13 protein-coding genes are annotated in these 15,112 nt (G+C 63.2%); 9 read left to right on the top strand and 4 right to left on the bottom strand.

Annotated features, from left to right (window positions below):
* Positions 1-17: 17 nt before the first annotated feature.
* From I6F16_RS06100 to I6F16_RS06085, 4 genes are read left to right on the top strand one after another with little or no spacing between them, the layout of a single operon-like run.
* Positions 18-911, top strand: a complete 894-nt coding sequence (locus I6F16_RS06100; RefSeq protein ID WP_036023221.1) for an amino acid ABC transporter substrate-binding protein — start codon at positions 18-20, stop codon at positions 909-911.
* Between the two features lie 49 nt (positions 912-960).
* Positions 961-1,755, top strand: a complete 795-nt coding sequence (locus tag I6F16_RS06095) for an amino acid ABC transporter permease (protein ID WP_225173501.1) — start codon at positions 961-963, stop codon at positions 1,753-1,755.
* Positions 1,752-2,447 carry an amino acid ABC transporter permease gene (locus tag I6F16_RS06090; protein ID WP_225111729.1) on the top strand — a complete coding sequence of 232 codons (696 nt, stop codon included), beginning with the start codon at positions 1,752-1,754 and terminating at the stop codon, positions 2,445-2,447. The genes I6F16_RS06095 and I6F16_RS06090 overlap by 4 nt, the downstream gene beginning before the upstream one ends.
* Before the next feature lie 37 nt (positions 2,448-2,484).
* A complete protein-coding gene (locus tag I6F16_RS06085; protein WP_249785405.1) occupies positions 2,485-3,243 on the top strand; it encodes an amino acid ABC transporter ATP-binding protein in 759 nt (252 codons plus the stop codon).
* A gap of 168 nt (positions 3,244-3,411) precedes the next feature.
* On the opposite strand, the gene I6F16_RS06080 is transcribed toward I6F16_RS06085, so the two are convergent.
* The 4 genes from I6F16_RS06080 to I6F16_RS06065 form a co-directional block, all read right to left on the bottom strand.
* Positions 3,412-4,194, bottom strand: a complete 783-nt coding sequence (locus I6F16_RS06080; protein WP_036005848.1) for a sulfite exporter TauE/SafE family protein — start codon at positions 4,192-4,194, stop codon at positions 3,412-3,414.
* 220 nt (positions 4,195-4,414) lie between these two features.
* Entirely contained in the window at positions 4,415-4,999 is a 585-nt protein-coding gene (locus I6F16_RS06075) for a DUF1254 domain-containing protein (protein WP_036005846.1), read from the bottom strand.
* The gene (locus I6F16_RS06070; RefSeq protein WP_036005844.1) at positions 4,996-5,574 is read right to left on the bottom strand and encodes a DUF1214 domain-containing protein; all 579 of its coding nucleotides are present in this window, start codon (positions 5,572-5,574) and stop codon (positions 4,996-4,998) included. The genes I6F16_RS06075 and I6F16_RS06070 overlap by 4 nt, the downstream gene beginning before the upstream one ends.
* 10 nt (positions 5,575-5,584) lie before the next feature.
* Positions 5,585-7,873, bottom strand: a complete 2,289-nt coding sequence (locus I6F16_RS06065; protein ID WP_036005842.1) for a PBP1A family penicillin-binding protein — start codon at positions 7,871-7,873, stop codon at positions 5,585-5,587.
* A gap of 293 nt (positions 7,874-8,166) precedes the next feature.
* Between I6F16_RS06065 and I6F16_RS06060 the strand changes: the two genes are divergently transcribed.
* The 5 genes from I6F16_RS06060 (at position 8,167) to I6F16_RS06040 (ending at position 15,111) form a co-directional block, all read left to right on the top strand.
* Positions 8,167-8,676 carry a YcgN family cysteine cluster protein gene (locus tag I6F16_RS06060; RefSeq protein ID WP_036042979.1) on the top strand — a complete coding sequence of 170 codons (510 nt, stop codon included), beginning with the start codon at positions 8,167-8,169 and terminating at the stop codon, positions 8,674-8,676.
* A gap of 137 nt (positions 8,677-8,813) precedes the next feature.
* On the top strand, positions 8,814-9,947 hold the full coding sequence (locus tag I6F16_RS06055; protein WP_225111731.1) for a patatin-like phospholipase family protein: 1,134 nt from the start codon (positions 8,814-8,816) through the stop codon (positions 9,945-9,947).
* A gap of 11 nt (positions 9,948-9,958) precedes the next feature.
* Entirely contained in the window at positions 9,959-11,980 is a 2,022-nt protein-coding gene (locus I6F16_RS06050) for a S8 family peptidase (protein ID WP_225173500.1), read from the top strand.
* 11 nt (positions 11,981-11,991) lie between these two features.
* Positions 11,992-13,329: a hypothetical protein gene (locus tag I6F16_RS06045; RefSeq protein WP_225111733.1), complete on the top strand. Its 1,338-nt coding sequence runs from the start codon at positions 11,992-11,994 to the stop codon at positions 13,327-13,329.
* A 198-nt stretch (positions 13,330-13,527) separates the two neighbouring features.
* Positions 13,528-15,111 (top strand): MDR family MFS transporter, encoded by a 1,584-nt coding sequence (locus I6F16_RS06040; protein ID WP_225111734.1) that lies wholly within the window; start codon positions 13,528-13,530, stop codon positions 15,109-15,111.
* The last annotated feature ends 1 nt before the right edge of the window (position 15,112 follow it).

The following is a 15,112-nucleotide window of genomic DNA, read 5'->3' as shown; positions in this document are numbered from 1 at the left end:
CCAGCAAGGAGACGTACATGACGAAGTTTGCATGTGTCTTGAGCATTCTGTCGGTCATTGGCGGCCTCGGCAGCGCCGCTTCTGCCGCCGACAGCCCCACGCTGGCCAGGATCAAGTCGAACGGCGCCATCACCATCGGTCATCGCGAGGCCTCGATCCCGTTCTCCTATCTCGGTCCCGACCAGAAGCCGATCGGGTTCTCGCTCGACCTCTGCGCGGCCATCGTCGAGCGCATCAAGGCGGAGACCGCCTTACCCAATCTCAAAGTCAATTACGTTCCGGTGAACTCGTCCAATCGCATCCCGCTGATCCAGAGCGGCACCGTCGACATCGAGTGCGGCGGCACGGCCAACGACAGGAAGCGGCAGGAGCAGGTCTCGTTTTCCGTCGCCACCTTCGTCAGTCAGCCGCGCTGGCTGGTCAAAGCGGACAGCGGCCTGAAGACGGCCGGCGATCTCAAGGGCAAAACCATCGTCGTCACCCAGGGCTCGAATGCCGTCGGCTTCGCGCAAGGCGTGAATGCGAAGGAGCAGCTCGGCTTCAACATCGTCCAGGCAAAGGACCATGCCGAATCCTTCCTGATGCTGAACACCGGCCGCGCGGCCGCGTTCATGGAGGACGACATTCTGCTCGCCGGCCTCAAGGCCGCAGCTCCGAAGCCGGATGCGCTGATATTTCTCCCCGAGGGTTACGCCAAGATCTATTATGGCCTGATGTTCACGAAGGGCGATACCGGCTTCAAGGCGCTGGTCGACGACGTTCTGTCGAAGCAGATGGCATCGGGCCAGTTCGAAAAGACCTACGCCAAATGGTTCACCAGGCCAATTCCGCCCAAGAACGAGAACCTGGCGTTTCCGCTGACGGTCGAGCTCACGGAACGGATCGCGCGTCCCAGCGACGCGGTGGACTAATTGCGACGTCGGCGGAGAGTGTCCCGCAAACCGAGCCCTGAGGTTCGCCATGTTTGCAGTGCTTCTTGAACAGACCGCAGACGGCCAGCGCTATATCGACTGGATCGTGTCGGGCCTCGGCTGGACCCTCGCGCTGGCGTTCTTCGGCTGGTGGATTGCCTTCGCGGTCGGGATCGTCGTCGGCATCGGCCGCACTGTGCAGAACCGAGCCGTCGCGGCACTTGCCCGCCTCTATGTGGAGATCTTCCGCAACATCCCCGTGCTGGTGCAGATGTTTCTCTGGTACTTCGTCCTGCCGGAGATTCTTCCCGCCTCGCTCGGGAACGCCATCAAGCAGATTCCGCCGCCCTGGGGATCGTTCTTTCCGGCACTGGTGTGCCTCGGTCTCTACACCGCCGCCCGGATCGCCGAACAGGTGCGTGCCGGGATCGAGGCCCTGCCGAAAGGTCAGGTCGAAGCGGCAAGCGCGCTCGGGCTCAGCGGGTATCCGACCTATCGCTACGTCATCGTGCCGCAGGCGCTGCGCCTGATCATTCCGAGCCTGACCAGCGAGGTGATGGGCATCTACAAGAACACCTCGGTCGCGCTCACGATCGGGCTGATGGAGCTGACGGCGCAGGCCCGCCAGATCAGCGAAGCGACATTCCAGACCTTCACCGCTTTCGGCGCCGCGACGCTTGTCTACCTCGCGCTGGCGCTCATCGCCTATCAGGGGATGGCGTTGATCGACAGGGCCGTGCGCATTCCGGGGACGAGCCCTGCGGACGATGCAGTCAAGCCGGGCGCGACGCACGCCATCCAACCGCTTGATTCCCTGCCTGACGCGATGGAGGTCGTGAAGTGACCAGCCTCGATTTCTCCGTTGTGCTTCAGGCGTGGCCTTACCTCTGGTCGGGCCTGCTGTTTTCCCTGGCGCTGACCGCCGTTGCTTTCGTGGTCGGCCTGGTCCTCGGCACCTGCCTGGCCCTCGTGCAGCACTTCGAAGTGCCCGTGCTCGGCAAGCTCGTGCGCGGCTATGTCGCCCTGATGCGCTCGATCCCGCTGATCCTGGTCCTGTTCTGGTTCTTCTTCCTGGTGCCGATCGTGCTCGGTCATCTCGGCGGAAGCGGGCGACCGGTCCCGATCGGCGCCACCTGGACCGCCTTCATCACCTTCGGCCTGTTCGAGGCCGCCTATTATTCGGAGATCATCCGCGTCGGATTGCGCGCCGTGAACCGGGGACAGTTCGAGGCCTGTCAGGCGCTCGCACTCTCCACCTTCGACACCTATCGCTCCGTGATCCTGCCGCAGGTGCTCCGCGTCGCCAGCCCGATCATCCTGAGCCAGACCATCATCCTGTTCCAGGATACCTCGCTGGTCTACGTGCTCTCGCTCACCGATCTGCTTGGCGCAGCCTCGAAGCTGGCGCAGCTCAATGGCCGTCTGGTCGAGATGTATCTGGTCATTGCGGTGGTCTACCTCGCGATCAGTTCGGCGGCATCGCAATGCGTGGCGTCCTTGCGCAAGCGATATGCGATCGCGGGACTACGCCGCTAGCGCTGCGCACGGTCATCCCAGTCTTTGGAGAGGAAAAATGCTTGAGTTCGCTGAGGGGAATCGGGCGTCCATCGTCACCGTTGAAAATTTGGTGAAGCGGTTCGGCCATTTCACGGCCCTGAACGACGTCAATCTCACGGTCGCGGTCGGCGAGAAGATCGTGCTGTGCGGCCCCTCCGGCTCGGGCAAGTCGACCTTGATCCGCTGCATCAACCACATCGAAAAGCACGATGCGGGGCGCATCGTCGTCGACGGCATCGAGCTGTCGGACCGGATGACCGACGTCAACGGCATACGTCGCGAGGTCGGCATGGTGTTCCAAAGCTTCAACCTGTTTCCGCACCTCTCCGTCGTCGAGAACTGCATGCTGGCGCCGATGAAGGTGCGGGGCCTGTCCCGCACTGATGCGCATGAGCGCGCGATCGGTCTGCTCCGCAAGGTGCGCATCCACGACCAGGCGAACAAATATCCGGGGCAGCTCTCCGGCGGCCAGCAGCAGCGCGTCGCCATCGCGCGGGCGCTGTGCATGCAGCCGAAGATCATGCTGTTCGACGAGCCGACCTCGGCGCTCGACCCGGAGATGGTCAAGGAGGTGCTCGACACCATTGTGGAGCTCGCGAAAGACGGCATGACCATGGTCTGCGTCACGCACGAGATGGGCTTTGCCCGCGAGATCGCGGACCGGGTGGTGTTCATGGATCGCGGCTCGATCGTCGAGGAAGCCGATCCCGAAACCTTCTTCCGCGCGCCGAGGACGGAGCGGGCGAGGGATTTCCTCGGCCAGATCATCCATTAAAGCGCGATGCGATTAGGATGAATCGTCATCGCGCTTTAGGTTATTGTTTGAAGCATGATCTTTTCGGAAAACCGCTTCACACTTTTCCGGATCATGCTCTAGCGATCCGTCTCGATCTGCGAACCGATCGAGGGCGCATCGCCGGTTGCGGCATTGTTTCGAACCAGCCTACTCATGCCGCCAGATTCTCACCGCCGAAATGACCAGGATCACGGCCAATCCCGGCAGAAGAATCGAATTCGGGACGACGCCGAGAAGCAGGCCGCCTATGAATGTCCCGACGACCGACCCGATGGCCATTGCAAGCATGAACTGCCAATTCGCGCGGAGCACCGAAAAGCTCTGGTCGCGACTATAGCGCGCAAATCCCACCAGCATGGTCGGCAGGCTCACCGCGAGCGAGAGGCTGCCCGCGAGCTTCACGTCCGCGCCGAACAACAAGATCAGGGTGGGGATCAGGAATTCCCCTCCGGCGACGCCGAGCAACGATGCCACGATCCCGATCGCAAAGCCCGCTGCTATGCCCGCGACGATCAGGCTCACGCCTGTCAGCGCCGGTGGGGTTGCCGCCTCGTTGCCATGTGCGAACAGAAGCATGCCGGCGATCAGGAGCAGCAGGACGGCAATGATCCTGTAGAGCGTCCCGGACTCCAGACGCGTCGCCCAGGATGCCCCCGCATAGGCGCCGACGAGGCTGCCCGCCAGCAGGTTCAGGATGATCGGCCAATGGGCATGTATCTCCGCGAACGGAACGGCGCGTGCGCGAAACGGCAGTGCGCTCGCCACCACGATCAGGCTCGTCGCCTTGTTCAGAATCACGGCCTCGAGGCCGCGAAATCCGAACAGGCTGATGAGCAGGGGCAGCCGAAATTCTGCACCGCCGAGACCGATCAAGCCGCCCAGAGTGCCGATGATTGTGCCCGAGCCGAACGCGGCAGGATTGTTTCGCATGGACACGGAAAGATGCGCCAAAGACAACACCCGCGACGGACGGCTCCGTGCGGGTGTGATCAACTCTCGATGATGCCAGTATGCCCCTGTTTTGCCCGACGAGTCAAAGGTACGCACGCGTCCCCGGCGGTATCGTTGCGGTCGGCGGAAGAGCGTAATGATTTCAACGCCCCGCTACTGTGCATGGGGTTGTTTTCGCACTTTTTGTTGGCGGCCGCGCTCACCGCCGGCTGCGCGGTGCCTCGGCCTTGGCCGGTGGCTCGGTCTGCGGGGCGCAGGTCGCAGCCTGGAGCGAGCCTTGCGCCTGCTGCATCAAGCCGGGCTCGGGCGCGAGCGCCTTCATCAGGATCAGGCCGGTCGTGGTCGGGGAATCGATGATCAGTCGGTCGGCCGCGGTGACCTCTTCGTCCTCCGGCAACTCGCTATGCTGCGCTTCCGTCATCAGATCGAGCTCGATCACCTTGCGGCCCGCGGAGCGGTCGTTGATGGCGTAATAGGCGATCTCGTTGCGGGTGTAGAACGACACCGAGGTGTAGGCCTGGCTCACCGGCACGGTGAGCTTGATCGGCCCGCCAGACAGATCATAACGACAGATCGCCAGCGCGAAGGCCGGATCCATGAACGGCATCGGCGAATTGTTGGGATCGGCGAGGGGAAGCTGGGTGACGGCGTTCACCCTGGTCATCGGCGTCAGCCGCGAATAGGCATCCTGTGTGGCAATCCGCGGCAGCGCCAGCACGCTGACGAGATGGACCACGAGGCCCAGCACCACGCCGGCGACGACGGTGAAGACGAGCCGGATCATGAGCAGCCCACCGTGGTGATGCTCGGCATCGGCGCATCGCGCTGGGTGCGCGTTCCAACGCCGACCGGCGTGTCGTAGAGACGCAGCATCAAGGCGTAGCGCTCGATGCCGCCGGTCGGCAGCCAATTGCCGGCGCGCGAGCGCGAGGCGATCCGGATCTCGAACGAGCCGTCGGAGGAGCGCACGATCTCCTGGCTGGTGAAGCCGTAGCGCTGCAGCGAATTGGCGACGAGATGGCCCTTGCGGTCGTAGAGCGTCAGCGTCCAGAACCGCGCCGGCGGCGTCACGCCGGAGACGACCACGTCGCAGCGGCCGTCGAGCGCCTTCTTCCTGTCGTCGGTGGTGGCGGTGAAGGCGACACCGTCGCCGGTGCCGATCGGCAGCTCACCGTTGCGGACGATGGTGGCGCGCGAATAGGGATCGACGTCGGCGGTGCCGGTGCGCGGCCGTGCGGTCCAGGGGCCGATGGTCAGCGCGCCGATCTCGGTGCCGCGCGTCGTGGTCATCCACGTCGCGCCGACGCCGACGACCGTCGCGAGAAGAAGCGCCGTCAATGTGGTCAGGATCAGCCGCACTTGCTTTCGATCAGTTCTTGCGCGGGGCAGAGGTGTTGGCGTTGTCTTCCGCATAGTTCTGCGGGAAGGCGAGCGCGCTCGTCGACGAGGACGGCCTGGCCGGCTTGCTGTCATTCGCCGTCGATTTGTTCGCGGCCTTTGCCGCATCATCCAGCAGCTTCTCGACCCGCACCAGGATGTCCGCGCCGCGCTTGGTCAGCACCGGCGGCGGACCGGGCTTGGTCTCCAGCACCTTCGGCGCTGCGTTGGCCTGCGCGTTGCTCACATGCTGCGGCGGCAGCTTCTGGCCCATGCCGATGCCGGGAATCTCCCGGACCTCCACGCCCTGATGCGCCACGAGCATGATGTCGTGCCAGGTCTGCGCCGGCAGCGAGCCGCCGGTCATGCGGTTGGTCGGCGAGTAATCGTCGTTGCCGTACCACACCGCGCAGGTGAAATTGCCGGTGAAGCCGACGAACCAGGCGTCGCGATAGGCATTGGTCGTGCCGGTCTTGCCCGCGGTCGGAATGCCGTCCAGCGCGGCGCGCCGTGCGGTGCCTTCGCTGACGACGTGGCTCATCATGCCGGACATGTCGGCGGCGACGGAAGCCGGGATCGCCTGCCGCGGCTTCGGGCCGTCGCGGTCCCAGCGCCAGACCAGGTCGCCCGCGCCGGTGCGCACTTCCAGCACCGCATGCGGCGTCACCGCCTTGCCGCGATTGGGGAAGGTCGCGTATGCGACCGCGTGCTCGAGCACGTTGACCTCGTCCGAGCCGATCGGCAGCGACGGCGTGTCGGGCAGCGGCGCCTTGATGCCGAAGCGGCGCGCGACCTCGACGATCTTGGCGCGGCCGACCTTGGCGGGGTTCTGCGTCTTGGGCTCGTTCTTCCGGCCGATCTCGATCGACAGCTTCACCGGCACGACGTTGATCGAACGCGTGATCGCCTGCGTCAGCGTCACCGAGCCGGAATAGGAATGGCCATAATTCTGCGGGCACCAATTGCCGATGCAGACCGGACCGTCGACCACGATCGAGTTGGGCGTGTAGCCGTTCAGCAGCGCGGTGGTGTAGACGTAGGGCTTGAACGAGGAGCCGGGCTGGCGATAGGCGTCGGTGGCGCGGTTGAACTGGCTGGCGCCGTAGTCGCGGCCGCCGACCATGGCGCGGATGCCGCCGTCGAGATCGGCGACGACGGTCGCAGCCTGCGTCGCGTGATAGTCGCGGCCGAACTGGCGCAGCTGGTTCTCGACAGCGTCTTCGGCCGCCTTCTGCACGTTGGCATCGATCGCGGTGCGCACCACGAAGACGCGCTCGGTGTAGGACTTCGGGAAGGTATCGACCAGCTTGCGCATCTCGTCGAAGGCGTAGTCGAGATAATAGTTCGGCGAGGCCTCGTCGCGGCGGTCGACCGCGAAGGCGGGGTTGCGGCGGGCGCCGAACACCTGGCCCTCGGTCATGAAGCCGGCATCGACGAGGTTGTCCAGCACGACGTTGGCGCGTGCGCGGGCGGCGGGTAGGTTGATGTGCGGGGCGTACTTGGTCGGCGCCTTGAACAGGCCGGCGAGCATCGCCGCTTCCGCCAGCGTCACGTCGCGCGCGGACTTGTTGAAGTAGAAATGCGCCGCGCCGTCGACGCCGAAGGTGCCGCCGCCCATATAGGCGCGGTCGAGATAGAGCTTGAGGATCTCGTTCTTGGTCAGGCGCCATTCCAGCCAGATCGCGAGGAAGGCCTCGTTGACCTTGCGCTCGATGGTGCGCTCGTTGCTCAGGAACAGGTTCTTGGCGAGCTGCTGGGTGATCGAGGAGCCGCCCTGGCGCACGCCGCCCGCTTGCGCGTTGGTGACGAGCGCGCGCGCAGTGCCGGCGATGTCGATGCCGAAATGCTCGTAGAAGCGGCGGTCCTCGGTCGCCAGCGTCGCCTTGATCAGCACGTCCGGAAAGTCTTCCAGCGGAATGGAGTCGTTGTGCTTGATGCCGCGGCTGCCGATCGGGTTGCCGTAGCGGTCGAGGAAGCTCACCGCGAGATCGGACTTCTTCAGCCAGTCCTCGTCCGCGGTCTCGCGGAAGGCCGGAATGGCGAGGGCGAGCATCACGACGAGGCCGCCAAGCCCGAGGGTTGCGGCCTCCGAGAATGGCTCGATGAACACCCAGCGCTTCCACCGCCCGACATAGAAGCGGTCCATGAAGGTCGAGTAGCGCTCGTAGAGCTCGCGGATGCCCTTGGCCGAGGAGAACAGCGAGGAGTCGATGCGCGCATCGAGATCCAGGAAGAAATTCCGGATCCTCTGCTTCCAATGCGGTGGTATGATCTGGCGCACCTAGAACCCTTGCGGCTTGCTTCGAAAGCGTTCAAGCACCCGGCCGGGGCGGCATCGAGACGTCTTGCGGGTATGTTGCGGCAAACCCAAGGCGCCCGGCCAGCATCCGAGGGACTTGCTGTTCCTTCTAGCCGAGCGGGGCTCATAAACCAATGGCCACGCTCGCTATTTTGAACAACAGGCCTAATTGACCCCCGGTTCATTACGGGCCTCAAAGGGGCCTCGCTTGCACCATTGCCGCCGCGCGCCCTAGATGGCGTTGCCGTAGCTCTTTCGAACTGTTGTTGAGGCGCATGACCGCAGCTCCCAAACGATCTCAAGGCCAGGAAGGATTCTTCTGGAAAACCAAGACGTTGGAACAGATGTCGGAGCGCGAGTGGGAAAGCCTGTGCGACGGCTGCGGCCGCTGCTGCCTGAACAAGCTCGAAGACGAGGATACCGGGCAGATCTACTTCACCCATATCGGCTGCAAGCTGCTCGACGGGACGAGCTGCGCCTGCAAGGACTATCCGAATCGTTCCGACAAGGTTCCGGACTGCGTCCGCCTGACCCCGGCCAATGTCCGCACCCTGAACTGGCTGCCGCCGAGCTGCGGCTACAAGCTCGTCGCCGAAGGGCGCGACCTCTATTGGTGGCATCCGCTGGTTTCGGGTGACCCCAACACCGTGCACGAAGCCGGCGTCTCCGTGCGCGGCCGCGTGGAGGGCAGCGAGGAGGAGGTCCCGGACGAGGAGCTCGAGGACCACATCGTGCAATGGCCGGCGACCTTGCCGAAGCGGGCGCGTCTGAAGAAGCGACCTTGAACAGCTGTGCGCAGCGGTCGCATGCAGATGCGCTTCACATTCAGGGGTTGAGGTGCTAAGCTGGTTGTAGATTCTGCTATGGCTATATTCAGGTTGTTTTGAATTGCTGAAGGTACCCTAGGATTTTTGGGGGCCCCATGATTTCCGATCCGGTTCACCTGATACCGACCGACGACGAGAACAAGCCGCTGGAACCAACCACTGCGCTCTGCCTTTCCGGCGGAGGATATCGCGCGATGGTGTTTCATGTCGGCGTCCTGTGGCGCCTATATGAAACAGGACTGCTGAAGAACGTCAGGCGCATATCGAGCGTTTCCGGCGGGTCGATCACTGCCGGCATGTTGGCGCTGGCGTGGCCGGGCCTCAGCTTCACACCCGACAGCGTCGACAGCGATTTCATTCCGAAATTCGTCGCGCCGTTGCGCGCCTTCGCCGGCATCACAATCGATGCCGAGTCGGTCATCCTGGGCGCGCTGTTACCAGGCAGCATCGGCGACCGGATTGCCGAGGCGTATGACGATCACCTGTTTCGCGGCAAGACTCTGCAGGATATGCCTGACGAGCCGCGCTTCGTGATCAATGCGACGAACGTGCAGTCAGGCGCGCTCTGGCGCTTCATGAAGCCCTATATGCGCGACTACCGCGTCGGCGAGGTGAAGAATCCAGAAATTCTGCTGGCGCAAGCCGTGGCGGCGTCCTCAGCTTTTCCTCCGGTCCTCTCTCCCTTCGAATTGCGCCTCAAGGACAGCGATTTCGCGCCCGGTACCGGGCTCGACCTGCAGCGGCCTCCTTTTACGACGCGCGTCGTTCTCAGCGATGGCGGCGTCTACGACAATCTCGGCCTCGAGACCGCATGGAAGCGCCACCAGACCGTTCTGGTCAGCGACGCCGGCGGCAAGATCGAGGCTGAGGAGGAGCCGGAGACGGATTGGCCGCGGCATTCCTACCGGATCCTCAATCTGATCGACAATCAGGTGCGTTCGCTGCGCAAGCGCCAGGTCATCGACTCCTTCAAATCGGGAACGCGCAAGGGCGCCTATTGGGGCATCCGCACCGACATCGCGAATTACGGGCTGGCCGATGCTCTGCCGTGTCCTTTCGAGCGTACATTGCAACTTGCGGAAGTGCCGACACGTCTGAAACGGTTGGACGCGACGACGCAGGAAAGACTAATCAACTGGGGCTACGCCGTGTGTGATGCAGCCCTGCGCAAGCATCTCGCGGCGGTCGGGCCGCCGCCCGCCTTTCCCTATCCGCAGTCTGGTGTCTGAGGAAGACGACAATGGCGGACGACAAGGGGCGTAAGCGGCGTGCAAAACCGCAAAGCGGCACACCCAAGAGCCGCGGGCCGACTTGGCCGGTCTCGGCCGACGGAAGACCCAAGCAGTTCTCCGTTCCGCCCGAAGTGGTCGAACATATCCTCCTGGGTCCCCGCGACGACAGGCGCGTGCTGCAGGACTCGCCGCTGCTCGGCGATGTCTGGGCGGCTTACGCTCTCGATCCGGGCATCGCCCAGGACGTTCTGATTACGCCGCACAAGAATGCGACCGCGGTGAGCGTGGCCCGTACCATCGCAGGCGCGCTGAAAGTGCCGGTCGAATCTGCGCCGCCTGGCCGGCCTCCAACAAAGGCCAAGGTCGCCTATTTGCAGGGGCTCGTCGGTGCGCGGCTCTATTTCGACCAAGTGCTGCGCATCCTGGTGCCGCGGACACAATGGTGGCGCGAGCCGAAGGTGGCCGAAAGGATCGAAGGCGTGGATGCCGGCGATAATCAGGGGACGATCAAAAAGTTGCTCCAGCAAGGGCCGAAGAGATCCAACGCGCTGCGCGAACGCACATTGGACAATGCCACGTCGCTCCAAAGGTATATCGCGCTCGCCGGATTGATCTACTGGATTTGCAAGCTGGAACGTCCCGTCGGTTGGGACGAACCACTGGAGCCACTGACCTTTGAGCAGGCATTGGAACGATACCGGGACTATGCTGACGAGATTCTCTCCGGCATGTTCGCACTTTATGAAGTAGTCAAAGCGGACGAGAATGCTCGGCAGCAGAACGACGGCGTCGATACCAGGAGCGAGCCGGCGGAAGAGAGACCAACTTGTATTTTCCAGGTATCGCTCAACCGATCGGCCGTTCCCGCGCTCGATCGGTCGGTGCCAGCGGTCAAGGCCGACGCTGCGAGGTCGCTGTTCAACGTCCAGTGCAAGAACATCGTTTGGGCAGTTCTTGATTCCGGTATTCAAAACAATCACGACGCGTTCATGACGTCCGGCGAGAAGCCGACGTCGCGTGTCAGGAAAATCTTCGACTTCACGAATATTCGCGAGATCGTTAGCAGTGAGACGGGTGACGTCGATGCTCAAACCCGCGAAAAGCTGATCCGAACGTCCGGGCTCGCTGGAGCCGAGGTGGACGTCAATCTAGAGAAGATTGCCGAAGACTTCGAGAAGGAGCGCCCCATCAACTGGGCGACCGTCGAAAGGCTAATCACGGTCAAGAGGCCGGATCCAAACGACAAGTCTGAAAAGCTGCCCAGTTCGCACGGGACCCACGTTGCCGGAATCATCGGAGCGGACCAGAAGGACGGCAAATACGCTGGCGGCATGTGCCCGGACATCGGACTGTACGATTTCCGCGTGCTGGGTGCGAGCCTGGAGGAGACCGAGTTCGCCGTTATCGCTGCCATGCAGTACATCCGTTACGTCAACGAGCGGCACAACTACATCATGATTCACGGCGCGAATCTCAGCCTCTCAATTCCCCATAACGTGCGCAATTTTGCATGTGGGCGGACGCCGATTTGCAACGAATGCGAGCGTTTGGTCGAAAGCGGAGTGGTGGTCGTGGCCGCAGCGGGCAATCGCGGCTTTCAGAAATTCGAAACGAAGGACGGTCCGTTCGAAAATTACGCCGCCTTCAGTATCACCGATCCAGGAAACGCCGAGGGCGTCATCACGGTTGGATCGACCCACGGGAATTGGCCGCATACATACGGAATCAGCTTCTTCTCGAGCCGCGGTCCAACCGGCGACGGCCGCGCGAAGCCGGATCTCGTCGCGCCCGGTGAGCGAATTCTATCGACCGTTCCGAATGATGATTGGGCTCCGGAATCGGGCACCAGCATGGCGGCTCCCATGGTCAGTGGAGCCGCGGCGATGCTGCTCGCCCGATACGAAGAGCTGATCGGGCAGCCGCGTCGGGTCAAACGCATCCTGTGCGAGAGCGCGACGGATCTTGGCCGCGAGCGCAGCTTTCAGGGGCACGGCATGCTCGACGTGTTGCGGGCTCTTCAATCGATCTGAGGAGGAATGCGATGCATTTAAGCCTTGACGTCTTGCGTGCGCGCAAGGGCGATTGCCTGATCCTTCATTTCGGAACAGCTGACGATCCGCATCTGATGCTGATCGATGGAGGACCTGCCAAGGTCTATAAGCCACATCTGGCGCCGAGAATCGCGCAGATTCACCGTTCGCGCGAATTGGAGCCGAATGATCCCTTGCCGATAGACGTTGTGATGATCAGTCATATCGACGACGATCACATCAGGGGCATTCTCGAACTAACGGCGGATCAGCTGGGCAACAGTCCCGATCTCCGTCTCAAGGTCGCCAGCCTGTGGCACAACAGCTTTGACGATCTGCTTACGACTGCGCCTGAAGAACTGTTGTCCGGATTTGGGCCGGCGTCATTCGAGGCAGGCACTGCGCGCAGGCCGGATTTTGACGCAATCGAGCCCGACGAAGAATCTGACGAGGAAGAGGTGCATCAGACGGTGGAAGTTCTCGCAGGCATTTCGCAAGGCCGTCAATTGCGTGATGATCGCGAAGTGTTGCAACGGCGCTCGCCAGCGCGTCGGCAATGGAAACTGAACCACAAATTCGACGGCGAGCTGATCGTCGCAACCGAGGATACGGAAGCGGTGACGTTGGATGGCGGTCTCAAGATGACCGTGGCAGGACCGATGCAGCCGGAATTGCTGGCCCTTCAGGAGGCCCATGACAAATGGCTGAGGGAGCAAAAGCAGGGGAAGAAAAACCCGGAAGCAATGCTGGCGGCATTCGTCGACAAGTCGGTGCCCAATCTCTCCAGCATCGTCGTTCTGGCTGAAATGGGCGGCAAGAGCATGCTGCTGACCGGCGACGCGCGCGGGGACAAGATTTTGGAAGGAATGGAGCTGGCGGGGCTCTTGGACGCGGACAAGAAGAAGGAGAACTGGAAACGGCATGTCCACGTCCTGAAAGTTCCGCACCACGGCAGCGACAACAATATGGAGACGATCTTCTTCGAACGTCTGCCTGCCGATCACTACGTCTTCTCAGGCGATGGCGAGCACGGTAACCCCGAACGAGCGACCCTGGAAATGCTGCTGAAAGCACGGGGCGTCGACGCCGAATACACGATCCACCTGACCTACCCGATTGACGAGATCGATATCGAGCGCCAAGCCGACTGGGAAAAGGAGCAGGCGAAGGAGAAGGCGCGCAAGAAGAAGAATCCGGCAACCAAGAAGCCGGTTCGAGAAAATTGGTCGCCGGAAAAGCACAGCCTCGGCGCTCTGTTCCGGAGCAATCCCAAGTTCGGCAAGAAAGTGGTCATCGTCGATCCCGACCAGCCGCATCTGATCAACTTGCTGGACCCGATCGAGCTTTAGTGGGCTGGGGGCGCTCAGGCTCCAAGTAGTACCTCAATACGGCGCCGCTCCGCCTGTCGATCACGGAGCCGCGAGGATGCGTCGGCGGGATGCACCCATGCGCCGCGGTGCCTGCCCGGGAAGAAATTTCCCCTCTATGTTGGGCTGCATAGAACGAATCCTTGGCGGTGTTGCACCGCGTCACGACGTCCGATCGAGATGAACAAGTTCGACCGGCAGAGCAATTCTGCCGATACCCAGACATTGCCTGACGATATTGCCGAAGAGCTGTCCCGCCTGCCGAGCGAGGTCATCAGCGTCGACGATGCGCCCTCGATCGCCCCGCCGGTGCCGCTGAGCTCCGACGAGGTCCGCACCATCGTCATCAGCCTGATGCTGACGATGTTCCTGGCCGCGCTCGACCAGACCATCGTGGCGACGGCGCTGCCGACCATCGGACGCCAGTTCCAGGACGTCTCCAATCTGTCCTGGGTGATCACCGCCTATCTGCTCGCCTCGACTGCGGTTGCGCCGGTGTTCGGCACGCTCAGCGACATCTACGGCCGCCGCGTCATGATCATCATCTCGCTCAGCCTGTTCGTCGCGGGCTCGGTGCTGTGCGCGATCGCGCCGAACATGCCGATGCTGATCCTGGCACGCGGGCTTCAGGGCCTCGGCGGCGGCGGCATCATGCCGGTGGTGCAGACCGTGATCTCCGACGTGGTGAGCCCGCGCGAGCGCGGGCAGTACCAGGCCTATTTCTCGAGCGTCTGGATGGTCGGCGGCATCCTCGGCCCGGTCATCGGCGGCGTGTTCGCGGAGCATCTGCACTGGTCGATGATCTTCTGGATCAACCTGCCGCTTGCGGCCGCAGCACTCGCATTGCTGCTGCCGAAGATGAAGAAGATTCCGGTGTTCCACCGCAAGCGCAAGGTCGACTGGCTCGGCGGCCTCTTGCTGATGGCGTCCGCCGTGGTCTTCATGCTGGTGCTGACCTGGGGCGGGACGCGCTATGCTTGGCTTTCGCCGACGGTGCTGGCGATGGTGGGCGGTGCCGTCGCGCTCGCGGTGACCTTCGTGTGGCACGCCCGGCGGGCCGACGAGCCGTTCTTGCCGCTGCCCTTGTTGACGGGATCGGTGGCGCCGTTCGCGCTGACCGCGGGCGGCTGCGGCCTCGGGGCGATCACCGGCCTGACCGTGCAGCTGCCGCTCTATTACGAGCAGGTCTATCATCTCACCGCCAGCGAGGCGGGGCTTGCGCTGATCCCGCTCGCGGCGGTCTCGACCGTCGGCGCGGCCGTCGCCGGCCGCACCATGGCTCGGGCCAAGCACTACAAGCGCGTCGCCATCGTCGGCACGTCATGGGCCGCGCTGTGCGGTCTCGTTCTCACGGTCACCACCTTGCCGCTCTGGGGCCTGCTGCTGCTGATGGCCGCATTCGCGCTGGGACTCGGCACGACTTTTCCGGTGTGCGTGGTCTCGCTGCAGAATTCGGTGGCGCGTCCGCAAGTCGGCACCATCACCGGCGCGATGAACTTCTTCCGCTCGCTGATGTCCTCGTTCACGGTGGCGGCCTTCGCCGCGATCCTGCTCATCGCGCTCGGCACCGACGTCCCGCTCGCCGGCGAGCATCACGCCGCGGGCGCCGTCGCGATACCCGCCGACGACATGCGGCACGCCTTCCGCTACGTGTTCGGCGCCGCCACCGCGCTGATGACGATCGCTGCGCTGTGCCTGATCGCGATGGAGGAGCGGCCGCTGGCTGGACCGTCGGCCAAGCAGCCCGTGGAGATGGCCGAGTAGG

It is taken from the genome of Bradyrhizobium sp. IC4060 (assembly GCF_020193715.1).
Classification (GTDB): Bacteria; Pseudomonadota; Alphaproteobacteria; order Rhizobiales; family Xanthobacteraceae; genus Bradyrhizobium; species Bradyrhizobium yuanmingense.
The sequence above is the reverse complement of the archived record's forward strand: the minus strand, read 5'-3'. Positions and strand labels throughout refer to the sequence as shown.